This window comes from Methylobacterium sp. Leaf91 (assembly GCF_001422815.1).
GTDB lineage: Bacteria > Pseudomonadota > Alphaproteobacteria > Rhizobiales > Beijerinckiaceae > Methylobacterium.
The window spans coordinates 63,483-80,666 of record NZ_LMMP01000013.1; the positions used below are offsets into that span (position 1 = coordinate 63,483).

17 protein-coding genes are annotated in these 17,184 nt (G+C 63.6%); 7 read left to right on the forward strand and 10 right to left on the reverse strand.

Annotated elements, in window-relative coordinates; genetic code table 11:
* Window positions 1-1,116: 1,116 nt before the first annotated feature.
* Together ASF32_RS12860 and ASF32_RS12865 are read left to right on the forward strand one after the other, a co-directional pair.
* Complete coding sequence (locus tag ASF32_RS12860; RefSeq protein ID WP_082470641.1) at window positions 1,117-2,154, forward strand: hypothetical protein; 1,038 nt, start codon at window positions 1,117-1,119, stop codon at window positions 2,152-2,154.
* Window positions 2,155-2,190: 36 nt separating this feature from the next.
* Window positions 2,191-2,880, forward strand: coding sequence for a calcium-binding protein (locus ASF32_RS12865; protein ID WP_056428902.1), 690 nt, complete (start codon window positions 2,191-2,193; stop codon window positions 2,878-2,880).
* Between the two features lie 154 nt (window positions 2,881-3,034).
* On the opposite strand, the gene ASF32_RS12870 is transcribed toward ASF32_RS12865, so the two are convergent.
* The 7 genes from ASF32_RS12870 to ASF32_RS25950 form a co-directional block, all read right to left on the reverse strand.
* Window positions 3,035-3,265, reverse strand: coding sequence for a hypothetical protein (locus tag ASF32_RS12870; protein WP_056428905.1), 231 nt, complete (start codon window positions 3,263-3,265; stop codon window positions 3,035-3,037).
* Window positions 3,265-3,522: a hypothetical protein gene (locus ASF32_RS12875; protein WP_056428909.1), complete on the reverse strand. Its 258-nt coding sequence runs from the start codon at window positions 3,520-3,522 to the stop codon at window positions 3,265-3,267. The genes ASF32_RS12870 and ASF32_RS12875 overlap by 1 nt, the downstream gene beginning before the upstream one ends.
* Window positions 3,522-4,166 carry a lysozyme gene (locus ASF32_RS12880; RefSeq protein WP_056428979.1) on the reverse strand — a complete coding sequence of 215 codons (645 nt, stop codon included), beginning with the start codon at window positions 4,164-4,166 and terminating at the stop codon, window positions 3,522-3,524. Before ASF32_RS12880 ends, ASF32_RS12875 begins: the two co-directional genes overlap by 1 nt.
* A gap of 101 nt (window positions 4,167-4,267) precedes the next feature.
* Entirely contained in the window at window positions 4,268-5,092 is an 825-nt protein-coding gene (locus ASF32_RS12885) for a hypothetical protein (RefSeq protein WP_156467798.1), read from the reverse strand.
* 17 nt (window positions 5,093-5,109) lie between these two features.
* Window positions 5,110-7,713: a sialate O-acetylesterase gene (locus tag ASF32_RS12890; protein WP_056428917.1), complete on the reverse strand. Its 2,604-nt coding sequence runs from the start codon at window positions 7,711-7,713 to the stop codon at window positions 5,110-5,112.
* 229 nt (window positions 7,714-7,942) lie between these two features.
* On the reverse strand, window positions 7,943-9,043 hold the full coding sequence (locus ASF32_RS12900; protein ID WP_156467799.1) for a tail fiber protein: 1,101 nt from the start codon (window positions 9,041-9,043) through the stop codon (window positions 7,943-7,945).
* Window positions 9,044-9,238: 195 nt separating this feature from the next.
* On the reverse strand, window positions 9,239-9,970 hold the full coding sequence (locus tag ASF32_RS25950) for a hypothetical protein (protein WP_056428931.1): 732 nt from the start codon (window positions 9,968-9,970) through the stop codon (window positions 9,239-9,241).
* 301 nt (window positions 9,971-10,271) lie between these two features.
* Between ASF32_RS25950 and ASF32_RS12915 the strand changes: the two genes are divergently transcribed.
* Complete coding sequence (locus tag ASF32_RS12915; protein ID WP_056428933.1) at window positions 10,272-10,763, forward strand: hypothetical protein; 492 nt, start codon at window positions 10,272-10,274, stop codon at window positions 10,761-10,763.
* A gap of 138 nt (window positions 10,764-10,901) precedes the next feature.
* Window positions 10,902-11,450, forward strand: a complete 549-nt coding sequence (locus tag ASF32_RS25330) for a hypothetical protein (protein ID WP_156467800.1) — start codon at window positions 10,902-10,904, stop codon at window positions 11,448-11,450.
* On the opposite strand, the gene ASF32_RS25335 is transcribed toward ASF32_RS25330, so the two are convergent.
* Entirely contained in the window at window positions 11,427-11,708 is a 282-nt protein-coding gene (locus ASF32_RS25335; RefSeq protein WP_156467801.1) for a hypothetical protein, read from the reverse strand. The two genes, ASF32_RS25330 and ASF32_RS25335, sit on opposite strands and share 24 nt — an antisense overlap.
* A gap of 135 nt (window positions 11,709-11,843) precedes the next feature.
* Here ASF32_RS25335 and ASF32_RS12920 point away from each other — a divergent pair, with 135 nt between their 5' ends.
* From ASF32_RS12920 to ASF32_RS12930, 3 genes are all read left to right on the forward strand, one after another.
* Window positions 11,844-12,098, forward strand: a complete 255-nt coding sequence (locus ASF32_RS12920; protein ID WP_056428985.1) for a hypothetical protein — start codon at window positions 11,844-11,846, stop codon at window positions 12,096-12,098.
* 97 nt (window positions 12,099-12,195) lie between these two features.
* A complete protein-coding gene (locus ASF32_RS12925; RefSeq protein WP_056428936.1) occupies window positions 12,196-12,462 on the forward strand; it encodes a hypothetical protein in 267 nt (88 codons plus the stop codon).
* A gap of 132 nt (window positions 12,463-12,594) precedes the next feature.
* On the forward strand, window positions 12,595-12,870 hold the full coding sequence (locus ASF32_RS12930) for a hypothetical protein (protein ID WP_056428940.1): 276 nt from the start codon (window positions 12,595-12,597) through the stop codon (window positions 12,868-12,870).
* A gap of 190 nt (window positions 12,871-13,060) precedes the next feature.
* Here ASF32_RS12930 and ASF32_RS12935 read toward each other — a convergent pair whose 3' ends face one another.
* A complete protein-coding gene (locus ASF32_RS12935; RefSeq protein WP_056428943.1) occupies window positions 13,061-15,349 on the reverse strand; it encodes a hypothetical protein in 2,289 nt (762 codons plus the stop codon).
* A 159-nt stretch (window positions 15,350-15,508) separates the two neighbouring features.
* Window positions 15,509-17,044: a hypothetical protein gene (locus tag ASF32_RS12940; RefSeq protein ID WP_056428944.1), complete on the reverse strand. Its 1,536-nt coding sequence runs from the start codon at window positions 17,042-17,044 to the stop codon at window positions 15,509-15,511.
* Between the last annotated feature and the right edge of the window lie 140 nt (window positions 17,045-17,184).

Here is a 17,184-nt window from a genome sequence, read left to right on the forward strand (position 1 = left end):
CTACGTTGCCTGTCTATCTCAGAGGGCAAGCCATGACCAATATCGATGCCATCTCCCGATACGCTGTTCGCTTCGAAGCAAGCGGCTGGGCCGTGATTAACATAGCAACTGGCGACCCCGCTATTGTCGGAGGCGTTCGCCAGAGGGATTTGCTCCTTGAAGATGCAGACGATGTGGCGAAGCATCTTAACATCCAAGAGCGCTCCTAACCGACTTCGTTGGCAAGTGAGCACGATAGGGCTTCGTTCAGCCTCGGCTGGGCGGGGCCTTCTCCTGCGAGCCAGTCCATGCCTATCCGGCGGACGGTCTTCTTGATAGAAAAGCGCCGTCAATTTGCAAGATCCACCTCTGTCGGGGCCTTGGCATTTGACAATCGCCGTGACCGCTTTCGTGGTGCATGAGGCCGATGACTGAGCAAACCCCACCGGTCCGTTCACCTGATGCCGAAGCGAAGCGAAGCGCGCGAGTTCAGGCAATTAAGGAAGGACGAGTCAGAATTCGCGCAGCCTTGCGTAAAGCGAAGCGCGCGGACGAGCAGGCTCAGAGTAAGTCTAACTCAGAGGGGACTTAGCTCTTCCCGGCCCTATCGGGGCGTGCAGATGATCCATTGCATGATCGGTTTTTGACCCGCCCGGCTCGCGCCGTGGCGGGTTTTTTTCATATCCCTGGGCCTTCGAGGGGCAGTCGCGATTGCGACGACTTGATTGGTATATGCGCGCCCAGCTGTTCTCGATAATCCCATCCTCCTCGCCCCAGCAACCGAGAATGGCGAGATCCGCAGCCAGCTAGCCGAAGCGCAGGGGCAGTGTGTCGAGCTGGCCGTGAATGCCGGCGAACTCAATGCGGAAGTCGAGGCGCCGCGGCGGGAGTTGGCTGAGTTCCTGAGATTCGATTTACGATTTTTCCTATTCGTGGCGTCTCACGCCCATTGCAACTGGGGCGTCATCATAGGCATTTGTACCAACCTCTAGACCAAGCCCTAATGGTTGCGCTGCACCCCGGAGCCTACTTTCAAACGAACGTGACGAATGGCGTTTCGTGCGAATTCCTCCAGGATAGTTTCATTAATCCGACTGAATTCGTGCGTAGAATTGCGCCGAAGTAGGAATTCACGGTATGAGCCTCGCCGGATTGCCAGTTTTCAACGATGGTCGTCTCGTTGAAATAATTCCTTTGAGTAATAGCGCCGATCCAGACTCGAACAAAGACGCGCCTCTGAACGTTGGCTTCGTCAATGGGTTCCTGAGTCTTTCATTGGGGGGAGCCCCTTCGGTAAAATACACCTACCAAAGTGGTGGCAGCCAGATAAACGTTGCCAGTAATGATGGCCCGTTATTGATCTTCTATGACGATAGGATAGGTGACTCCATTCTCGAAGGCGGAAACCTTGGTGACTTCATATACGGTGGCTCGGGCAACGATATATTGAGAGGTGGCGAGGGCGACGACACCTTGATGGGCAATCTCGGCATCAACATCATCCAAGGCGGATCCGGAAGCAATACTGCCAGTTATGTGGGTTATGATGGACCAAACTCCCCGGACACTTTGGGAGTGGAGGTTTTTCTCGATGAACGCGAGGCCTACAATAAGGAGGGCTTCGTATTTTATGATACGCTCGTCGACATTCAGAATGTCGTCGGCACTCGTTTTATTGATTTGTTGGTCGGTGACGCAGGTGATAATATCTTCGAAGGTCTCAATGGCGCCGACGTCATCCGAGGTGGACCCGGTATCGACACGTCGAGCTACGAAACGTCACCCTTCTCTGTCGACGTGAATCTGACGACCAATATCAATAACGGTGGGGACGCATGGGGGGATATTCTTGAAAGGATTGAGAACCTTCGTGGCAGTCGACAGGACGATATCCTGATGGGCGATGCGAAGGCGAACGTCCTTGAGGGCGGTGAGGAAGCCGACCGGCTATTCGGTGCGGGTGGCAGCGATACGGCTGGCTACGAGCATTCCCTCCTTGGCGTCACTGTCAATCTGAGGTTGGGCATCAACACCGGTGGCGACGCGCAGGGCGATACTCTGACCGACATTGAGAACCTTCGCGGTAGTCGATACGAAGACGTTCTGATCGGCGATAGCGGCGTTAATATCCTGACTGGCTTAGCCGGCAACGACACTCTGCGTGGCATGGGCTGAGCGGATACCCTTAATGGCGGAGACGGCAACGATCAGTTGATCGCCACTGGCGGTGGATCGAGCGTTTATGGCGGCGGGGGCACCGACAAGCTTCTGTTGCAGGGCGCGGACACCTTCACGTTCATCAAGACGACGTTCGATGGCATCGAGGCAGTCTACGTCGCCAAGGGAGCGACGCTCGATCTGACGCTTATTACCTCGGGTGTGAACATCACTTCACAAAGCGCGATTGGCACCTCCGTGACTATCACGGGCACCCAAGGCGCCGATGGCGTCGCTGCAGGCAAGGGCAGTGACCTGATCCATGGTGGTGCGGGCAACGACACCATCAAAGGCGGAAGCGGATACGCGCTTCTGTTCGGCGATGACGGCATCGACACCATCAGGGCCGGCGCAAATGGTGCGAGGATGGACGGCGGCGTAAGCGGCGATCGCCTCTATGGCGGCGCAGCTTCGGACACGTTCGTGTTTGGAGTCGATATCGGGCAGGACAACGTCTACAATTTCCAGTCTGGAAGTGATCACCTCGACGTGTCCGCCCTCGTCGATAGCATCCTCGACGTGAATACCCGTGTGCTGAATGGCGGGAAGGATACCCTGGTCACGTTCGATGGGGTGGATCCGGTGATCAAGATCGTCCTGCGGGGCGTGTCGAGCGTACAGGCGAGCGACTTCGATATTGGGACGCAGCCTACGGCGCTGGTTCATCACGACTGGGCGGTCTAGCCTTCAGCCGGACGCCGAACACAGTCTCCTCAGGCCCGGCCGCCGTCATGGCGCGCCGGGCTATTTGCTGGGACGGCAAGCGCAAGCCGAAGACCGGTGCGGATGAGTAGGCAACAGACGGCACGGGTCTATGCTGCCCACCCGACTCGGAGGGCTAGGCCATCCAGGCCGTCCAGGGCGAGAGGTGCTGCGCAGCGCGTTCGGCCGCGATCACCTTGCGCTCCTCGACATAGGCGGCGAGCTGCGCCTGTCCGACCGAGACGTCGGCGGCGACGTTCTGGCCATTGACCAGGACCGCACTGTCGGACCGCTTGTTGAGGTAGCCGAACAGCCCGTCGGCGAGGCCCGGCAGACCGAGCAGCAGCTTGGCGAGGAAGCTCCACATCAGCGCGGATCTCCGGCAGGCGGCGCCTTCGCGGCGGCGAGGGTGCGCAGGTAGGGCGCGAGCACCAGGCGGCCGACCGCCAGCCCGAGCCCGACGCGCGCGGCGACCGCCGGCGGCAGGTAGGCGGCGAAGTCGACGACGCCGAGACCGTCGAGGATCTCGGGCAGCGCCAGGACGAGGGCGGCGAGGTAGACCCGCCAGCCCTTCAGCTTGGACAGCCAAGCGCGCACACGCGTGCGGAATCGGCGACGAGGCATCAGGCTGCCTTTCGCGAGAGAGCGGCGTGCAGCCGGGCCCAGAACCCGAGCGAAGCGGGAGCAGGCGCTGCGGTTGCCGGATTGGCCGGTTTCGTTGCGGAAACTGGCGGTTTGGTTGATACAACGGGCTGTTTCGTTGCCCCGGAGGCCATTCCACCTGACACAACGCCGAGAACCGGCGCTCCGCCGCGGACTTGGCTCGGCCGCTTCACCGAGTAGGGCGTGCGGAACTGGTCGTACTCCGCCTGCCGGCGCGGGATGATCACCACCGGCTTGTTCCACATCAGGATGGCTTCGGCCGCGCCGGCATAGTCGCCGGCGTTGAGGCGGCGCACGACGGTCGACTTCGCGAACGACGGCGCCCCGATGTTGAAGCAGAGCGACACGAGGGCATCGAACTGGTGGTCGGCGAGCGGCACCTTCACGGCGGCCGAGACCGGACCCGCATACTGAGCGACGCCTTTCGCGAACAGCGCATCGCTCTGCGCCTTCGTGATCGTCAGTCCCGGCGTCACCTTGCTCAGCCCTGAGGCAGAGGTGATGCCGACGCTGATCGTCCAGACGCCGACCGAATCCTTGTACGCGGTCAGCCGCTCGCCTTCGCGCGCCAGGAGGGCCGCGCGTCCGATGGGGGACATTTCCATGATGAGGGTGCCTCCAGGCATAAAAAAACCGCCCAGGAGGCAGCGGACGGAACGATATCGATGGGATGTGCTGAGCAGGTTCCCCGTCTCAGCCGGTCGTCCTACGCGATGCCGTATTCGGCCTTGTACCCGGCCATGACGGTCGCGAGGTTGGCCGGCGAGAGGACGCCCGTGAGGAGATCGGCACGTGCCATCTTGCCGAGCCAGCCGCCGGCTACGTTGCCCCCCGCAGGCCCGCCGAACCCGATCCTGGTCGCGCTGCTAAAGGCGTAGGGGGTGGGCGGCGTGGAGCTGTCGATTAGGGTGGCGTTGTTGAGGTAGATACCGTTCGTGTTGGCCTCCTTGTCGTATGTGAAGGCATAGACGCCTGCTACGTTCGCCGCAGGAACACTCACGGCGGGAATTGCGCTTTCTGCAGCCGATGACGCAGTGCCGAACGACATGGTGCCGTTGGAGAGGAACGACAGAGCACAGATGGTCTTCCCGGGCTCGCCGACAAAGATCAGCCGCGATGTCGCCGGCGCAGCCTTGAGCGACGCCGCGATGGAAGCCACCACAAAAACCGTGAAGCTATCCGGCGGCTGGACCTCCATGCGGAGATCGGAGGCTTGGCCAGCCGTGGCACCGGACCCGGCCGTGAACTCGATAACCGGGCGACCGTTGAATGCCGCATCTGCGGCGACCTTCGTGACGGCGGAACGGATCGATTGGACGGGCACACCATTCGCGCGGTCAACGCCGTACATCGAATAGTCGGTTGTCGGAGCGAGAAAGGCCGGGTTGACGTCATGCCGGATCAGCGAGACGCCCAGATCGTTGGCAACGCCCCCGAGGAGCCGGTCCAGCGAGTTGTTGGAGACCTTAGGCAAGCCTCCACTGTTTGTTGGCGGCGCGACACCATAAACAACTTTATTAAAGCAGGACATTGCAGTGTTCCTTGAGCTTATGCCGTGACGAGAAGCTTTTGATGGCAGGCCCAGTTCGGCATTGGGTTGCCGTCGATATCAAGGTCCGTAGACTGATCGCGGAAGCAGGACCTGGCGCCCGTCGTCCGGCCGGCATCGTTGCCGGCCACGCCGTAGAGCGCGATACCGATGTGGCTTGTGGGTGCGAAGGAGCCGGGATCGCCCGAGAGGGTCACGTCGACCTCGGTGGCACTGACCTTGGCGGCCGAAGTGATCGTGCGCGCAGTGCCGCCGGTCTGATTCCACGAGACGCCGTAGTTTCCCGGATCGCTGACGGTCGTCGTGTCGATGGTGAGTTCGCCGGCGGGAACGTAGAATATCAGCCGGAAGATGGTCGCGCTGATCCGCGTCACGCTAATGACGTGCATAGGCCGGGCGTCGAGGCCCTTGCGCATGCGGTCGCGGGTACGGGCGTGATAGCAGCCCAGACGATTGTAGCTGTCAGCCACCAGGTGAATGCCGTCGCTATACGTCAGGAAGTATTTGGGGCCGACGCAGGCGTGCGTGAGGGGGTTGGCAAGGGCCACCGCAAGCTGAGCGAGCGGCACCTCCGACGTGGTGCGATTATAGGCCGTGCAACTGCTGGTCTGATCCATGATGACGACGACCGGCTGACCCACGTCGGCCGAGACGTCATGCTGAAACTCGATCATGTTGGCGGAGTAGATCACCAACGTCTGATCGATGTCCGCCTCTCCCTGAATCCAGTGCACCGCCGGACTTAGGTAGAGGATACCGTTGATCTGCGCGATCACCTTCATTCGCCTCAAAGAGCGAATGAAGTTGTTGTATTCGGTTCCGCCTTCCGAGCCGTTCTTTTTCAGAACTGCGTATTTCTGGCCGCCGCGGGCGTGAACCGAAACAGCAGATGCCTCTGTCGATCCCAGGCGCCCGGGCTGAACCATGCCGAACGAGATGCCCGCCGCCGGGCTCTGCTGGTCGCCGTTCTCGCGCGCATCGACCAACGACATGATGTTGGCGTAGGGGATCGCCACGGCAGCGCTCACGCCGTGGGGCTTGTACCCCGAGTTGAACATGACCGCGCGCCCCGGAGCGATGATCTCTCCGTGCGTGATGGGGCCACTGTTCGTGCCGTTGCCGAGCGACTGCCCGTAGACAAGATCGTGAAAGAGCGCAGTCGTGCCCAACAGGAGCGACGTCAGGCACGTCAGATCCTCAGTCACGGCCTGGACCGATGAGCCGTTGTCCTGGCTATAGGTCGCGAGATCGCTTGTTGCAGACGCGCCGAAATTGGTCATGGTCAATGGCATACCAAGGGTCAGGTCGGCCCTGCGTCCGGCCTTGTTGACGGTAACCTCAGCGCTCTTAGTGATCCAGGTCGGCAAGTCCGCGACGGCGCTGGAACCACCCGGGTAGAAGGTGCCATCCCTTCGCATCCCATACATGACGGTCGTTTCGTCACTGTAGGTTTTTACGTACCGCCAAACAGGGTCTAGCGTTAGGTAACCGTCGGCAATGTCGACAGCGCCGTCTTTCCGGAACCCGATCAAAACTCGCAAGGATTCATCGCTGAAAGTCTTGGCGTAGACGGTATCGAGTGTCGCGATACCCTCGGCCAACTGCTCCACGCGGAAGACTTCGGCCTTGAGCGCCGCAATCTCGTTCGGACGCAGGCGCCCCCAGCCGGGAGGGGTTGCCGACCATGCAAAAATTCCAGAATTCGGCGTGTTGAGAGCGCCTGTTACCGGATCTGTGTGGGTGCCGGTGTCGGTTTCAGGAACCTCCGCGAGCGCACCGACCACAGTGCTGGTCAGAGTTACGAGGTCGGCCAAGGACTTTGCGCCGATGAAACCGCCACCTTGCGAAGCCGGCACGGCGGCCAACTGATCGTTCAGCGCGTCGATGCTGCTCTCTGCCGAGTCGGTTCGGGCGGCTATCGGTGCGATGAGCGTCGAGATGTCGTCGCTAGTCGCCTTGGTTGCCAACTCCTCGGAGATCGTTGAGACCTCTGCATTCGTCGCCTTCTCCGCCAGGGCTGCGGCAATGGCGCCATCCGCGACCATCTCTTCTTCGGTTTTGTTCGGAAGTCGGTCCACGTTCAGCAGGACACGAGCACTCGCAGTCGGAATATCCGCGACCCCGGAGCCATCGTTGCCCTTGAACGTGCCCGGGGGAGCCTCGGCCAAATCGGAGTTACCGACCAGGGCGAGGTCAGCGGCACGCCATGCCTCGCCCTCGGCATCGAACACCACGCGGACCAGTCGCCCCGGCTTCAGTGCTCCGGCGGACAGGTTCGCCCCGTCCCGGTCCAGCAGTGGCATGGCTCCAAGCCCATCGACGACAAGGCTCGACGGCCCATCGTTTGCCCGATGAGGCACGAAGGACAGCACTATGCCGGCTCGTGCTTCGGTGAGGCCCGAGAAGGTTCGGACGTCATAGGTGTTGCCCGTCCCGGACGATTTCAGCGCACCGCCATGGTCGTCCGCGAGCTTTCGCACTCCCGCCATCGTGGCGCGGATCGATCGAGCGAACTCGCGCGACGAAGCCCCATCGTTGGCTGCGATCAGGGGGTCGGCGACCCCGTTCTCCTCCGGCTTTCGAGACCAGTTCGTCGCACTCATCGAGGCGTCTCCAGACGTGAAAAAGCGGCCCCTGGCGAGGCGTGGTGGCGGTGAGGGTTGGGGTCAAGCTTTGATGGCGAAGGCGACGACGGCGCCGGGAGGCATGTTCGCGTGCGCAGCACCCGAGCCGGYGTCGTTGAGGCTCAGCGTGTGGGTGTGGTCCGCAGCCGCCGCGATGGTGTGGGCGTGGTTCGGGGCGTTCGGGATGGTGTGGGTGTGCCCGCCAGCGCTATCGGTCGTGAACCCGTGCTGGTGATCGCCGTTCGCGTTGATGGTCACCGAGTGGGTGTGAGACCCGCCCGCATCGGTGCTCCCGTTTGCACCGTTGCTGCCGATCGCGATGGCCCCGAAGATATCGTTGCCGCGCGTTGATGGTCACCGAGTGGGTGTGAGACCCGCCCGCATCGGTGCTCCCGTTTGCACCGTTGCTGCCGATCGCGATGGCCCCGAAGATATCGTTGCCGCCGGCCAGCACGGATTGTGAGAACTTGACGTTGTGGGAGTGCGATCCTGCTTCAGCCGCGGAGCCGGTGTGCGAATGGGATCCGCCGGTCGCGGTCGTTCCGGAATGCGTGTGTTCACCGACTGGGCCGGTCGAGCCACCGTGGTCATGAGATCCACCCGACCCGGTCGAGCCACCGTGACTGTGCCCGCCGGCCTCCGCAGCGGTACCGGTGTGGGTGTGCTTGGACATCTGCGCGGTGGTGAGCGTGACCGCCTGTGCGCCGCCGGTGCTGCCGAGATCGCCGTCGATACCGGCCACGCCGCCCACGCCTGTCAGGAGGTTCGCTGCCGTTCCGCCGAGGTCGTCGGCGCCGAACATCGCCCGGCCGCGTAGATCGGGGATGTTGAAGGTGGTCGTGCCGTCGCCGTTGCCCCAGGTCGTGCCGATGACGGCGAACAGGGCGGAATAGGCGGCCCGCGAGACGGCGCGTCCATCACAGGGGAGCCATCCCGGCTCCATCGCGGCATCCGCCTGGGCGACAATCCGGCCGGGCCGCTCGATCGCAGGCGAGGTGACGAAATACGCGCCCTCGCTGGGGATGTAGGACACCGCGTAGACGGTATCGGGAGCCATGTCGCCGGGCCCGACCGGGCGTCCCCTGGCGCGCAGGAGCGGCTTGGCGGGCAGCCCGTCGAGAGAGAGGGAGGCCGGGGTCTGGTTCGCCGAGGCAACACGGAAACGCAGGGTATGAGGCCGCGCAACGGACGCAGCCAGGAAACCTTGCGAGGTCGCGACGGTGTAGACGTCGCCGGCCCCGCGGCTCGCACCGAGCGCGCCAATGTTGTCGTCCCGCCAGTTCGCCAGGGCGGCCATCGTGGCACGCATCGAGTCGTTGACGGTTTTGGCGGGTTGCCCCTCCACTCAGAGGATGGGCGGGGCTGCCATGTCGTTCGACGCGGCATCGGTCGAGAAGTCGATGAGACCGACCATGGCATTCCCCGAAGGCAGGCAGGCATGCGACCGGGCCAGATGACGCGCGGGGCGTCCGGGTCGGTTCGAGCAGGCGGTGCGGTTAAGGCGTCAGCGCCGCGTGGGCAGCAGGCCGAAGAACTTGGTGGCGTCGAAGGCCACCGGACGCGGCGGCATGGGCGGTGGCGGGGGCAACGCAGGCGCGGCCTGCGCCTGTCCCCCGGCCGCCGGCGCGCCCTCGGCGGATGAGGCCGCCAGCATCTTCATGATGCCCGCGAGATCGGGACCGCTATCGGCCTTCACGGGCTCGGCAGGGATCGTAGTGGCCGAAGCCGAACTGCCGACCGGTCCCGACAGGCTGAAGGGCGCGCGAGCCGTACCGCCGGACTCCCCCGGCATCGTCGCTTTGAACTCGCCCCCAAGGAACGCCGTCGCCTTCGCGCGGTGCGCTCCCATCTGGCTGTTCACCTTGTCGGCGACAGTCCCAGGCGCCCCGCCGTTRTTGGCGTCRCTGGCGTTGTAGCGGCCGACCTTGCCCGCGTTCACCGCCGAATARAGATCGAGGAGCCCCATCCCCGGCTTGAAGCCGGCATCGACAAGGTAATTGCCCGCCGCATCGACCTGCGCCGCGACCGGCATGTCCTGCGTGACACCGTACTTGGCGCGCTGGGGCTCGCCCCACTGGATCAACCCGCGGTGCTGACCCCACTGCGTCGTCGGGCCGGCCTTCCAGGGGTCGAACGTGCCGACGGTCTCGTAGGAAATCGTGGTGGCGAGGTCGACCGGGTCTGCGCCGGTCCGCCCGGCCGTCGCGATGATCGCGGAGCGCAGATCGTCGTTCATGGCAGGCTCCGGACATGCAAAAGGCCGCCCTTGCGGAGCGGCCCTCGGGTCTGGTCCGCCCGGCCGTCGCGATGATCGCGGAGCGCAGATCGTCGTTCATGGCAGGCTCCGGACATGCAAAAGGCCGCCCTTGCGGAGCGGCCCTCGGGTCTGGCGCGCGCGGCGCCTAGCAGTGGCTGTTTCGGGTGTTTCGCCCGTCGGGTCAAGTGCTGATGTGGTTTCCTGTTACCACACCGTTATTCGGAATGGCGTGTAGCCTTGGGGTACAGGAGTATGGGCACACCGAAGGATTGAAGGCGCGATGGATCTTTCGGCAGCAGGGGCCGCTCTAGGCAGCCTTAAAACGGCGTTCGACATCCTCAAGACGATGGCGGGTCTGCGCGACGCCAATCTTGTGCGGGAGAAGGCCCTCGAACTTCAGGGAGTGATCTACTCCGCACAGGAGCGCGCACTCACGTCCCAGGCTGCGCAGTCGGCGCTGGTTAAGCGTATAGACGATCTCGAAACAGAGATTACTCGCCTTAAAGCATGGGATGGAGAGAAAGAGCGTTACGAGCTCAAGAGTCTCGGAGCTGGTGTTTTTGCCTACGCGCCCAAGCCGGGAATGGAGGGCAGCGAACCCGAACATAAGCTTTGTGCAAACTGCTTTCAGCATCGAGAAAAGTCCATTCTTCAACAGGAGACCCGCCACCCTGGCCGGGTCGTCATGCTCGTCTGCTCTGCCTGTCACGCCGAACTGGTGATCGCTGGGGCTCGAACCGCCGAGGTCAGCGGAATGATACGGCGACCATAGTTCGGCGCGGTATCCTGGCACCACATTAGCACGGATCGGTGCGTGTAGGTTGCAAACGAAACGCCAACCGAAAGCGATGAATCGCGCTACGCTTGGCGAATTTGCTATCGTAAACCCGCATATCGTCGCGAGGCATTAATGTATTCAGACAGTGAAATCTTCGTCTATGACGTAGAGCGTCTGTCGGAGATCATATCAAACCCCACAGCAGGGAATTTGATTTCTGCATCGGCAATATTGCGCCGAATTTTTATGGACGATGGCGTGCCGCTTATTCATAAAGTCGCCCGATTGGTCGACTTGAAGCCGAGATTTAAAATTTATTCCGGATACACTAAAGATAGCTTCGAAGATCTACACAAGGCTCTGTCTGAAATTGCACCCCTGAATCACCTATATCAGAACCCGGACCCATCTATTTCTCCTGCAGCAATAACGAGAGAAGTCGGGCTGGATGAATTCCTCGGTTTGCCATTCCATTATGCCGAAGGGAAATCAATAAGCGTCAAAGACATCATCAACTATTGCGCCAATGTCGGCGGCGGGGTGCATAAAGGCGAACCCAAAAAAATGGGAAGGACAACTCAAGAACCATTCATGAAACATCTAATACCATTTTTATACTTGGCGCCCCCTATCCTGTTTCAGGCTTACGGGATATCGTCAATATTGCGCTTCCAGCCCTGATGCCATTCCATGACCGTCTACGGGCGTGAGGTCACCATCCGGGACCCAGATCGCGTCTTCTATGTCCCAATCTGTTGGGATTCTCATCGCCCATTCTCCGGCATAATGGTAGTCGGCGTCGATAAGCCAAAGCGCTTCGAACATACCTACGCAACCGACCCGCGATAACGCAGCCGCTTTGAGATCGTCCGTTCTTCTTGGTTGAAAAGCCGCGATAACGCGTGATCCGCTTCGTAGCGGTTCAAAAGCAGTGGCCATATCAGTCACTCCTTGAGGACGCGCTCAAACACAGCGCCCGAATGATCTAACAACGATGTGCTCAGCCAGCCTCATAGGCGCAGCCTGTCAGAAGCTCGCCTTTTCCGCGACGGGGCCGCCTGCTATCGTCCCGGCATGCCTGCCAACGACGACGCCCGCGACAAGCTCATTGCGAACGAGCGGGCAAAACTGAGCGCGACCTACCTGAACGGTTTGGCCGTTGCCGTATTCGCCGTGGGAGGCTTGGCGCCCATCTTCTCGACGTCGTTCTCGTCCGCACCGCTCGGCGTCCCACTCTGGGTCGTCACCGCCAGCGCATCCGTTTGCTGGATCGTCAGTGTCGTCCTACATCTGGTGGCCAGACGCTTTCTCAGGGAGCTTGCGCCGTGACCGCATTCCAGATCTTCAGCCTGTTCGGGATGCCCCTAGCCGCCTTGACGATTGCCGGGGGGCTCCTCTGGTTCACCCACCGGGCGCACTGAGCCAAATGAGCATTCTGAGCGTTCTGATCGCCCTGTTCTCGCTGGCCGCAGCAATGCTCTGGTTCATATCTTCGCGCGTCCACGTCCCCATCGTCTTTGTGGACGAGGGAGGCTTTGCCGGCGGAACGAGCGATCCGAACGCGCCTCAGAAGGAAGATCCCACCAACGTCGCGCTCCGGAAGCAGTCGAAGCTAAGCGCTTGGGGTGCATTCTCGGCGGCCGGCGCTGCCCTTCTGCAAACCGGACAGGCCATCTGGGCGGCGGTACCTTAGCAAATGCCGCGCTGGGCCATCGTCACCGTTACCCTGGTGCTCTTCACCGTTACCGCGAAGGCGGAAGAGTAGCCGCTCTACCGCTGCTCTGCGCTCAGCTACGCGAACCTCGCGCAGGACGGCACGCTCCTTATGAGCAAGGATGAAGCGCCGATCCTCAACGCCCTGAAGAGCATCCTTGTCGACACGGCCACAGGTACGATCCGGTTCGCTTCAAGCACGCGCCATTGGCAGGTGATACAGCGTGGTTCAGCGGCAAACGATTTCGTTGCAGCGGCCGGCCCGTCTGCCGCACGAAGCGTCACCGATTTTATTCGTGTCCAGAAGCATGCAGGAGAAGACACTGCGGTCTTCTTCCTGGTCGGTTTGACGACTATGTCCACCGGCACTTGTCAGACGGTGCAGTAGAGCGACCATGCCCAACTGGCTTTCCCGCCCCCTCTGGATGCTCGTTCAAGCCGCAGCAATCGGCGTCGGCATGTGGCTGAGCTTTGTTGTCGCGCCACGCGAGGGGGACAATCCGCCGCCCCAAGCTTACTTCCTCGTCTTCATCATGTGGGTTCTGCTCGTCGCCCTCGCGACGGGCATCATCACTCGGCTATGGGACTGGTCCCGCTCCTCGCTCGCCCGGCGCCGAGCTGCCGGCCGCCAGCGCCATTAAACGACTGGTGAAGAAGTCGGCGTTCTTCGAGCCCGGCTTCGACTGCACGAGGTGGCGCAGATCCGGCAGGGCCTTCGGATCGAACAGCATCCGAGCCACGGCCTCACCGTTGCGGCCGATCTGGCAGCGGGTCCACGCATCCGAGGCCGAGCGCTTCAGCCCGAGCAGACCACCACCGGCCGCGCCACCGACACCGACCGCGCTCCCGCCGGCCGCCGCGCCGGTGACCACGTTCGCAACCGCCCCTCGTACGCCACCGCCGCCTTTCATCTCTTCCTGGATCCTCGCGTTGAACGCCGTGTCGCCGCCCTTCTGCGGGCGGTACCCGGTGGTGCGCAGCACGGTCAGGAACCGGTCGAGGCCGGCCCAGAGGGTGTCACCCTCCGGCAGGGCCTTGATCGCCGCCTCGAGGTTCTTTCGCTGCTGCGGGTTGCCGGCGACAGCCGACGCGAAGCCCGCACCGCCGTACTGCGCCGGCAGCCCTCGGGTCTCGGCCACAGCGTCATCGAAGACCGTCTCGAGGTGGATGCGCGCGAGTTGACGCGCCGACGTGGGATCGCTCTTGGCCAACGAACCCATCGCAGCCCCGATCTCGGCTTCGCCGCCGGCGAGGCGATCACGATTGAACAGCACACCGACGGCATGCTTCACCTTCGGCTTCTGCGCGACCTGTCCCAGCGGGGAGCGCTCTACCGCCGTCATGCCATCGCGTGCGACGGCGACGTTCATCAGCCGATCACGGACGGCAGGGAATTGCGCGAGCTGGTCCTCGTTCGCCCGTAGGGCGGAGCGCAGCTTCTTACCGGAGATCTCGCCGGTGACCGCGACCGTCGCCGCATCGAGCGGGCTGGTACTCAGGTGCCCCTCATAGGCAGTGCGCGCCTCTGAAGTTGCAACCTCATTGAAGGCACGTCCGGCGCTCGGCCCCTCATCAATCGCCAGCGGTGCGCGCTCGGGCGGCATCTTGAAGCGGGCGAGGCTGACGCCGTTCGGGTCGTCCCCGATCACGCTGGGTCGCTCGAATGCTTTCGTGGGACGAGGCGCACCAGCCTCGAACTGCGGACGTGAGAACGCGGGCTGCGTGACGATCGGCTCGCCCGGGCGCTCCACCTCGATCGACCGCTCAATGCCGACCGTTTCCGGGGCTTCCCGCGCAGCGGTGTACTCTGGGTCGGCCAGCGCAGCGCGCATGCCCTCGCGGCGATCATAAATGCGCCTTAGCTCGGGCTGGATCACCTGCCCCGCCTGCTCCGGGGTGACACGCGGTCCAGCGGCAACGCGGGCCTCGGTCAGGGCCAACCCTTCCGGCGTCCGCGCCATGCCAGCGCGCGCCGCATCCTGTATGGCGCCGCCTAACTCGGTCGGGGAGGCCGCCTTCTCTACCATTCCATCGAACGCAGCGCGGCCCGTGGCTTCCACCTGTGCCGGGCGTTCTGAGTAGACCTTGTTCGCGATCCGGCCACCTTCACCGCCGGAGTTCGCGACGACACGCGAGATCTGCGACAGGCGCCCAGCCTGGCCGCCCGTGACCTGGTTCAGCGCCTCGTCGAGCGGCAGGTTGATCCCACCGCCGGGGAGAGCGCGCGCCTCGTCGCGAAGGGCCTGCGCCGCGCCGAGCTGCTCGGCCGAGAAGCCTTCCAGGCCTTCGCGCACGGCGGCTGCGCCACGCGGAGCCTGCGCCACCGCCGCACCAATGCCGCCAGCCAACGCGCCAGCGAACCGTGCGGCCGGCTCATAGTCCGGCGCCACATCGCGCGCGACGCGGCCCGCCCCTTCGCTGACCAGCGCGGGGGCGACCACGTGGCCGAGCGTGCCGCCGCCCAGGAGATCCGCGCGGCGAGCTGCAACGCGGGACGCGGTCTGGGCTACCGTCTCGCCGGCGCGCAGGGCTGCACCTCCGCCTCCACCCGCCAAGGCATTCGGGGCGAACTCGCCAAGGGTGTGCGCCACCTCGCCGGCCGTGGTCTGAGGCTTGTACGCGGGGCCAGTGACTGGCTCCAAAGACTTCGCCACTGCCTCGCCACTTGGGAAGCGATCAGCGATCGGGCTGTCCGTGCCGATGAGCGGCTTATCCGGCGCAGTCAGGCCGACAGCCTTCCCAAGCGTACGGACAATTGGTGTTACGCCGTAACGATCCAAAAGAGAGATCGCCGTATTCGGCAGTCCGACCACACCGGCGATACCGGCATCGACACCGCTCTCGAACGAGCGGCCGACATCTTTCACCTTGGCCGCGAGCGAGGTCGGAGCCGCCGGCGCAGCAGGGGCAGCAGGGGCAGCAGGGGACGAAAGCCCCTGGAACGCCTTCAGCGCCGCCCCTTCGTCCGGGGCATCGATCTCGTATTCCGCGCCGCCCGGGCCGGATATCTAGAAGGTCGCCATAGGCTATCGCACCCTGCGGATTGTAACCCCGCCGCCCGCATCGCGAGAGGCGCCGACATCAAGGGGCCCGCTGGCCGGAGAGGGGGATCGGGCTGGCCCGACACGCGGGGCCTCAGGAGCAGGCGGCAGGAAAGCCGCACGTTCCGGATCGACCCCGTACTGACCAGCGAGATTACGGTACCGACCTGCGATGGTGTCCGCGTTCTTGCGCGCCGTGCCGTACAGCTCTGTCGCTTGCCCCAGCATGTCCTGACGCTGATCGGGGGTCAGGAATTCGCCGTTCTTGGCCTTGTTATAGGCGTTCCGGATCTGGTCCGGGATACCCGCGGCATTCTTGGCCGTCGCATACTCGCCTTCGCGCACGACGGAGGTCGGATCGAGCATCTTCATGAAGCCGAAGACGAGGCTCATGTCGGAGGCAGGCGAGACTTTCGCAGGATCGGTCTCCCGCAGCTTCGTAGCTGCGATCACCCGGCCATAGCCATCGTGCACATCCGTGAACGTACCCAGTCCCTTCGCGAACTCGCCGCGGAGCTTGGTCTCAACGTCGAAGCCATCGGGCTTTTGAGACCCAGCCTCGGCGATTAGCTTCCCATCTGCATCGTATCGCTTTTGGCCTGGACTCAGATTGAAAGGCTCGGCCGGCTTGCCTGCGGTAGCGCCTTCCGTCTGCGCCTGCGCACGGGTGCGGATCACGTTGGGATCCGCCTCGCTGCCAGGAATCGGCTCATAGCCTTGGCCGTCCGGGCGCTGGCGATATCCGGCCGGGACGCCTGTACCGTGGTTCGGATCACGCAGGATCTTCAGCGCTTCGGTGACCTGTCCGCTGTTCGAGCCAGCAGAGACCGCCTCTGCATCGGAGAGGTTCGGAAAGGCCCGTTTGATGACTGAAGCGTTCCCGCTGAGTGCAGCCGTTTCCTGTGCGAGCTTACGCTGCTTGATCCCGAGTTCGGCCTGCGCGAGCCCGGTGACCGCGCGTTGCTGCTCCGCCTTCTGCGCGTTCTGGAAGCCGGCGGCGAGGCCTTTACCAAAGCCGGGGGTCGACATGAGCCCGGTGCCCAGGCCGACCAGGAGGCCACTGCCACCGCGATCCGTGAATCGCTTCAGGGCGCAGCCGAAGTCGAAGCCTCCGTCGGAACCGGACGCGGCTGCCGGGGCAGCGGCAGGGGTCGGCATGGCGCCGGCGACAGGCACGGCATCGGCAGCGGGGGTCTCGGCTGGGCGCGGCGGGGGCATGGGAGGGCGGAACCCCATCGGCACGGACGGAGACACACCCGGAGGAAGGTCGGCCGGCTTGAAGTCGGGGAGAACCGGTCCGCCGGCCTCGGGGGGCTCGGAGGGCGCGACGGGGGCCGGACGCGGCGACACGCGAAGGGCCAGCGGAGCAGGACCGGGCGCAGGAGCCTGCGGCTCCGACTGGACCGCACCCGACGTGCCCGTGAAGGCCTGCGGCGAACCCATCGGGGCCTTGCCGAACAGGCGCGCGAGATCCTCAGGGCTGAGATCGGTCGGAAGGCCGTAGGGAATGCCTGCGCTCATGACGGCCGATCCTTAGATGAATTTCGAGGCGGTGCCGGCGATGGCCAGTCCGCCGCCGAGCAGCTGCTGCAGAAGGCTGGGCTGCGGCGTCCTCTGTTCGGTCGTTCCCGTCGAGGTGCCGCCTGCGCCGGCGACCGGCA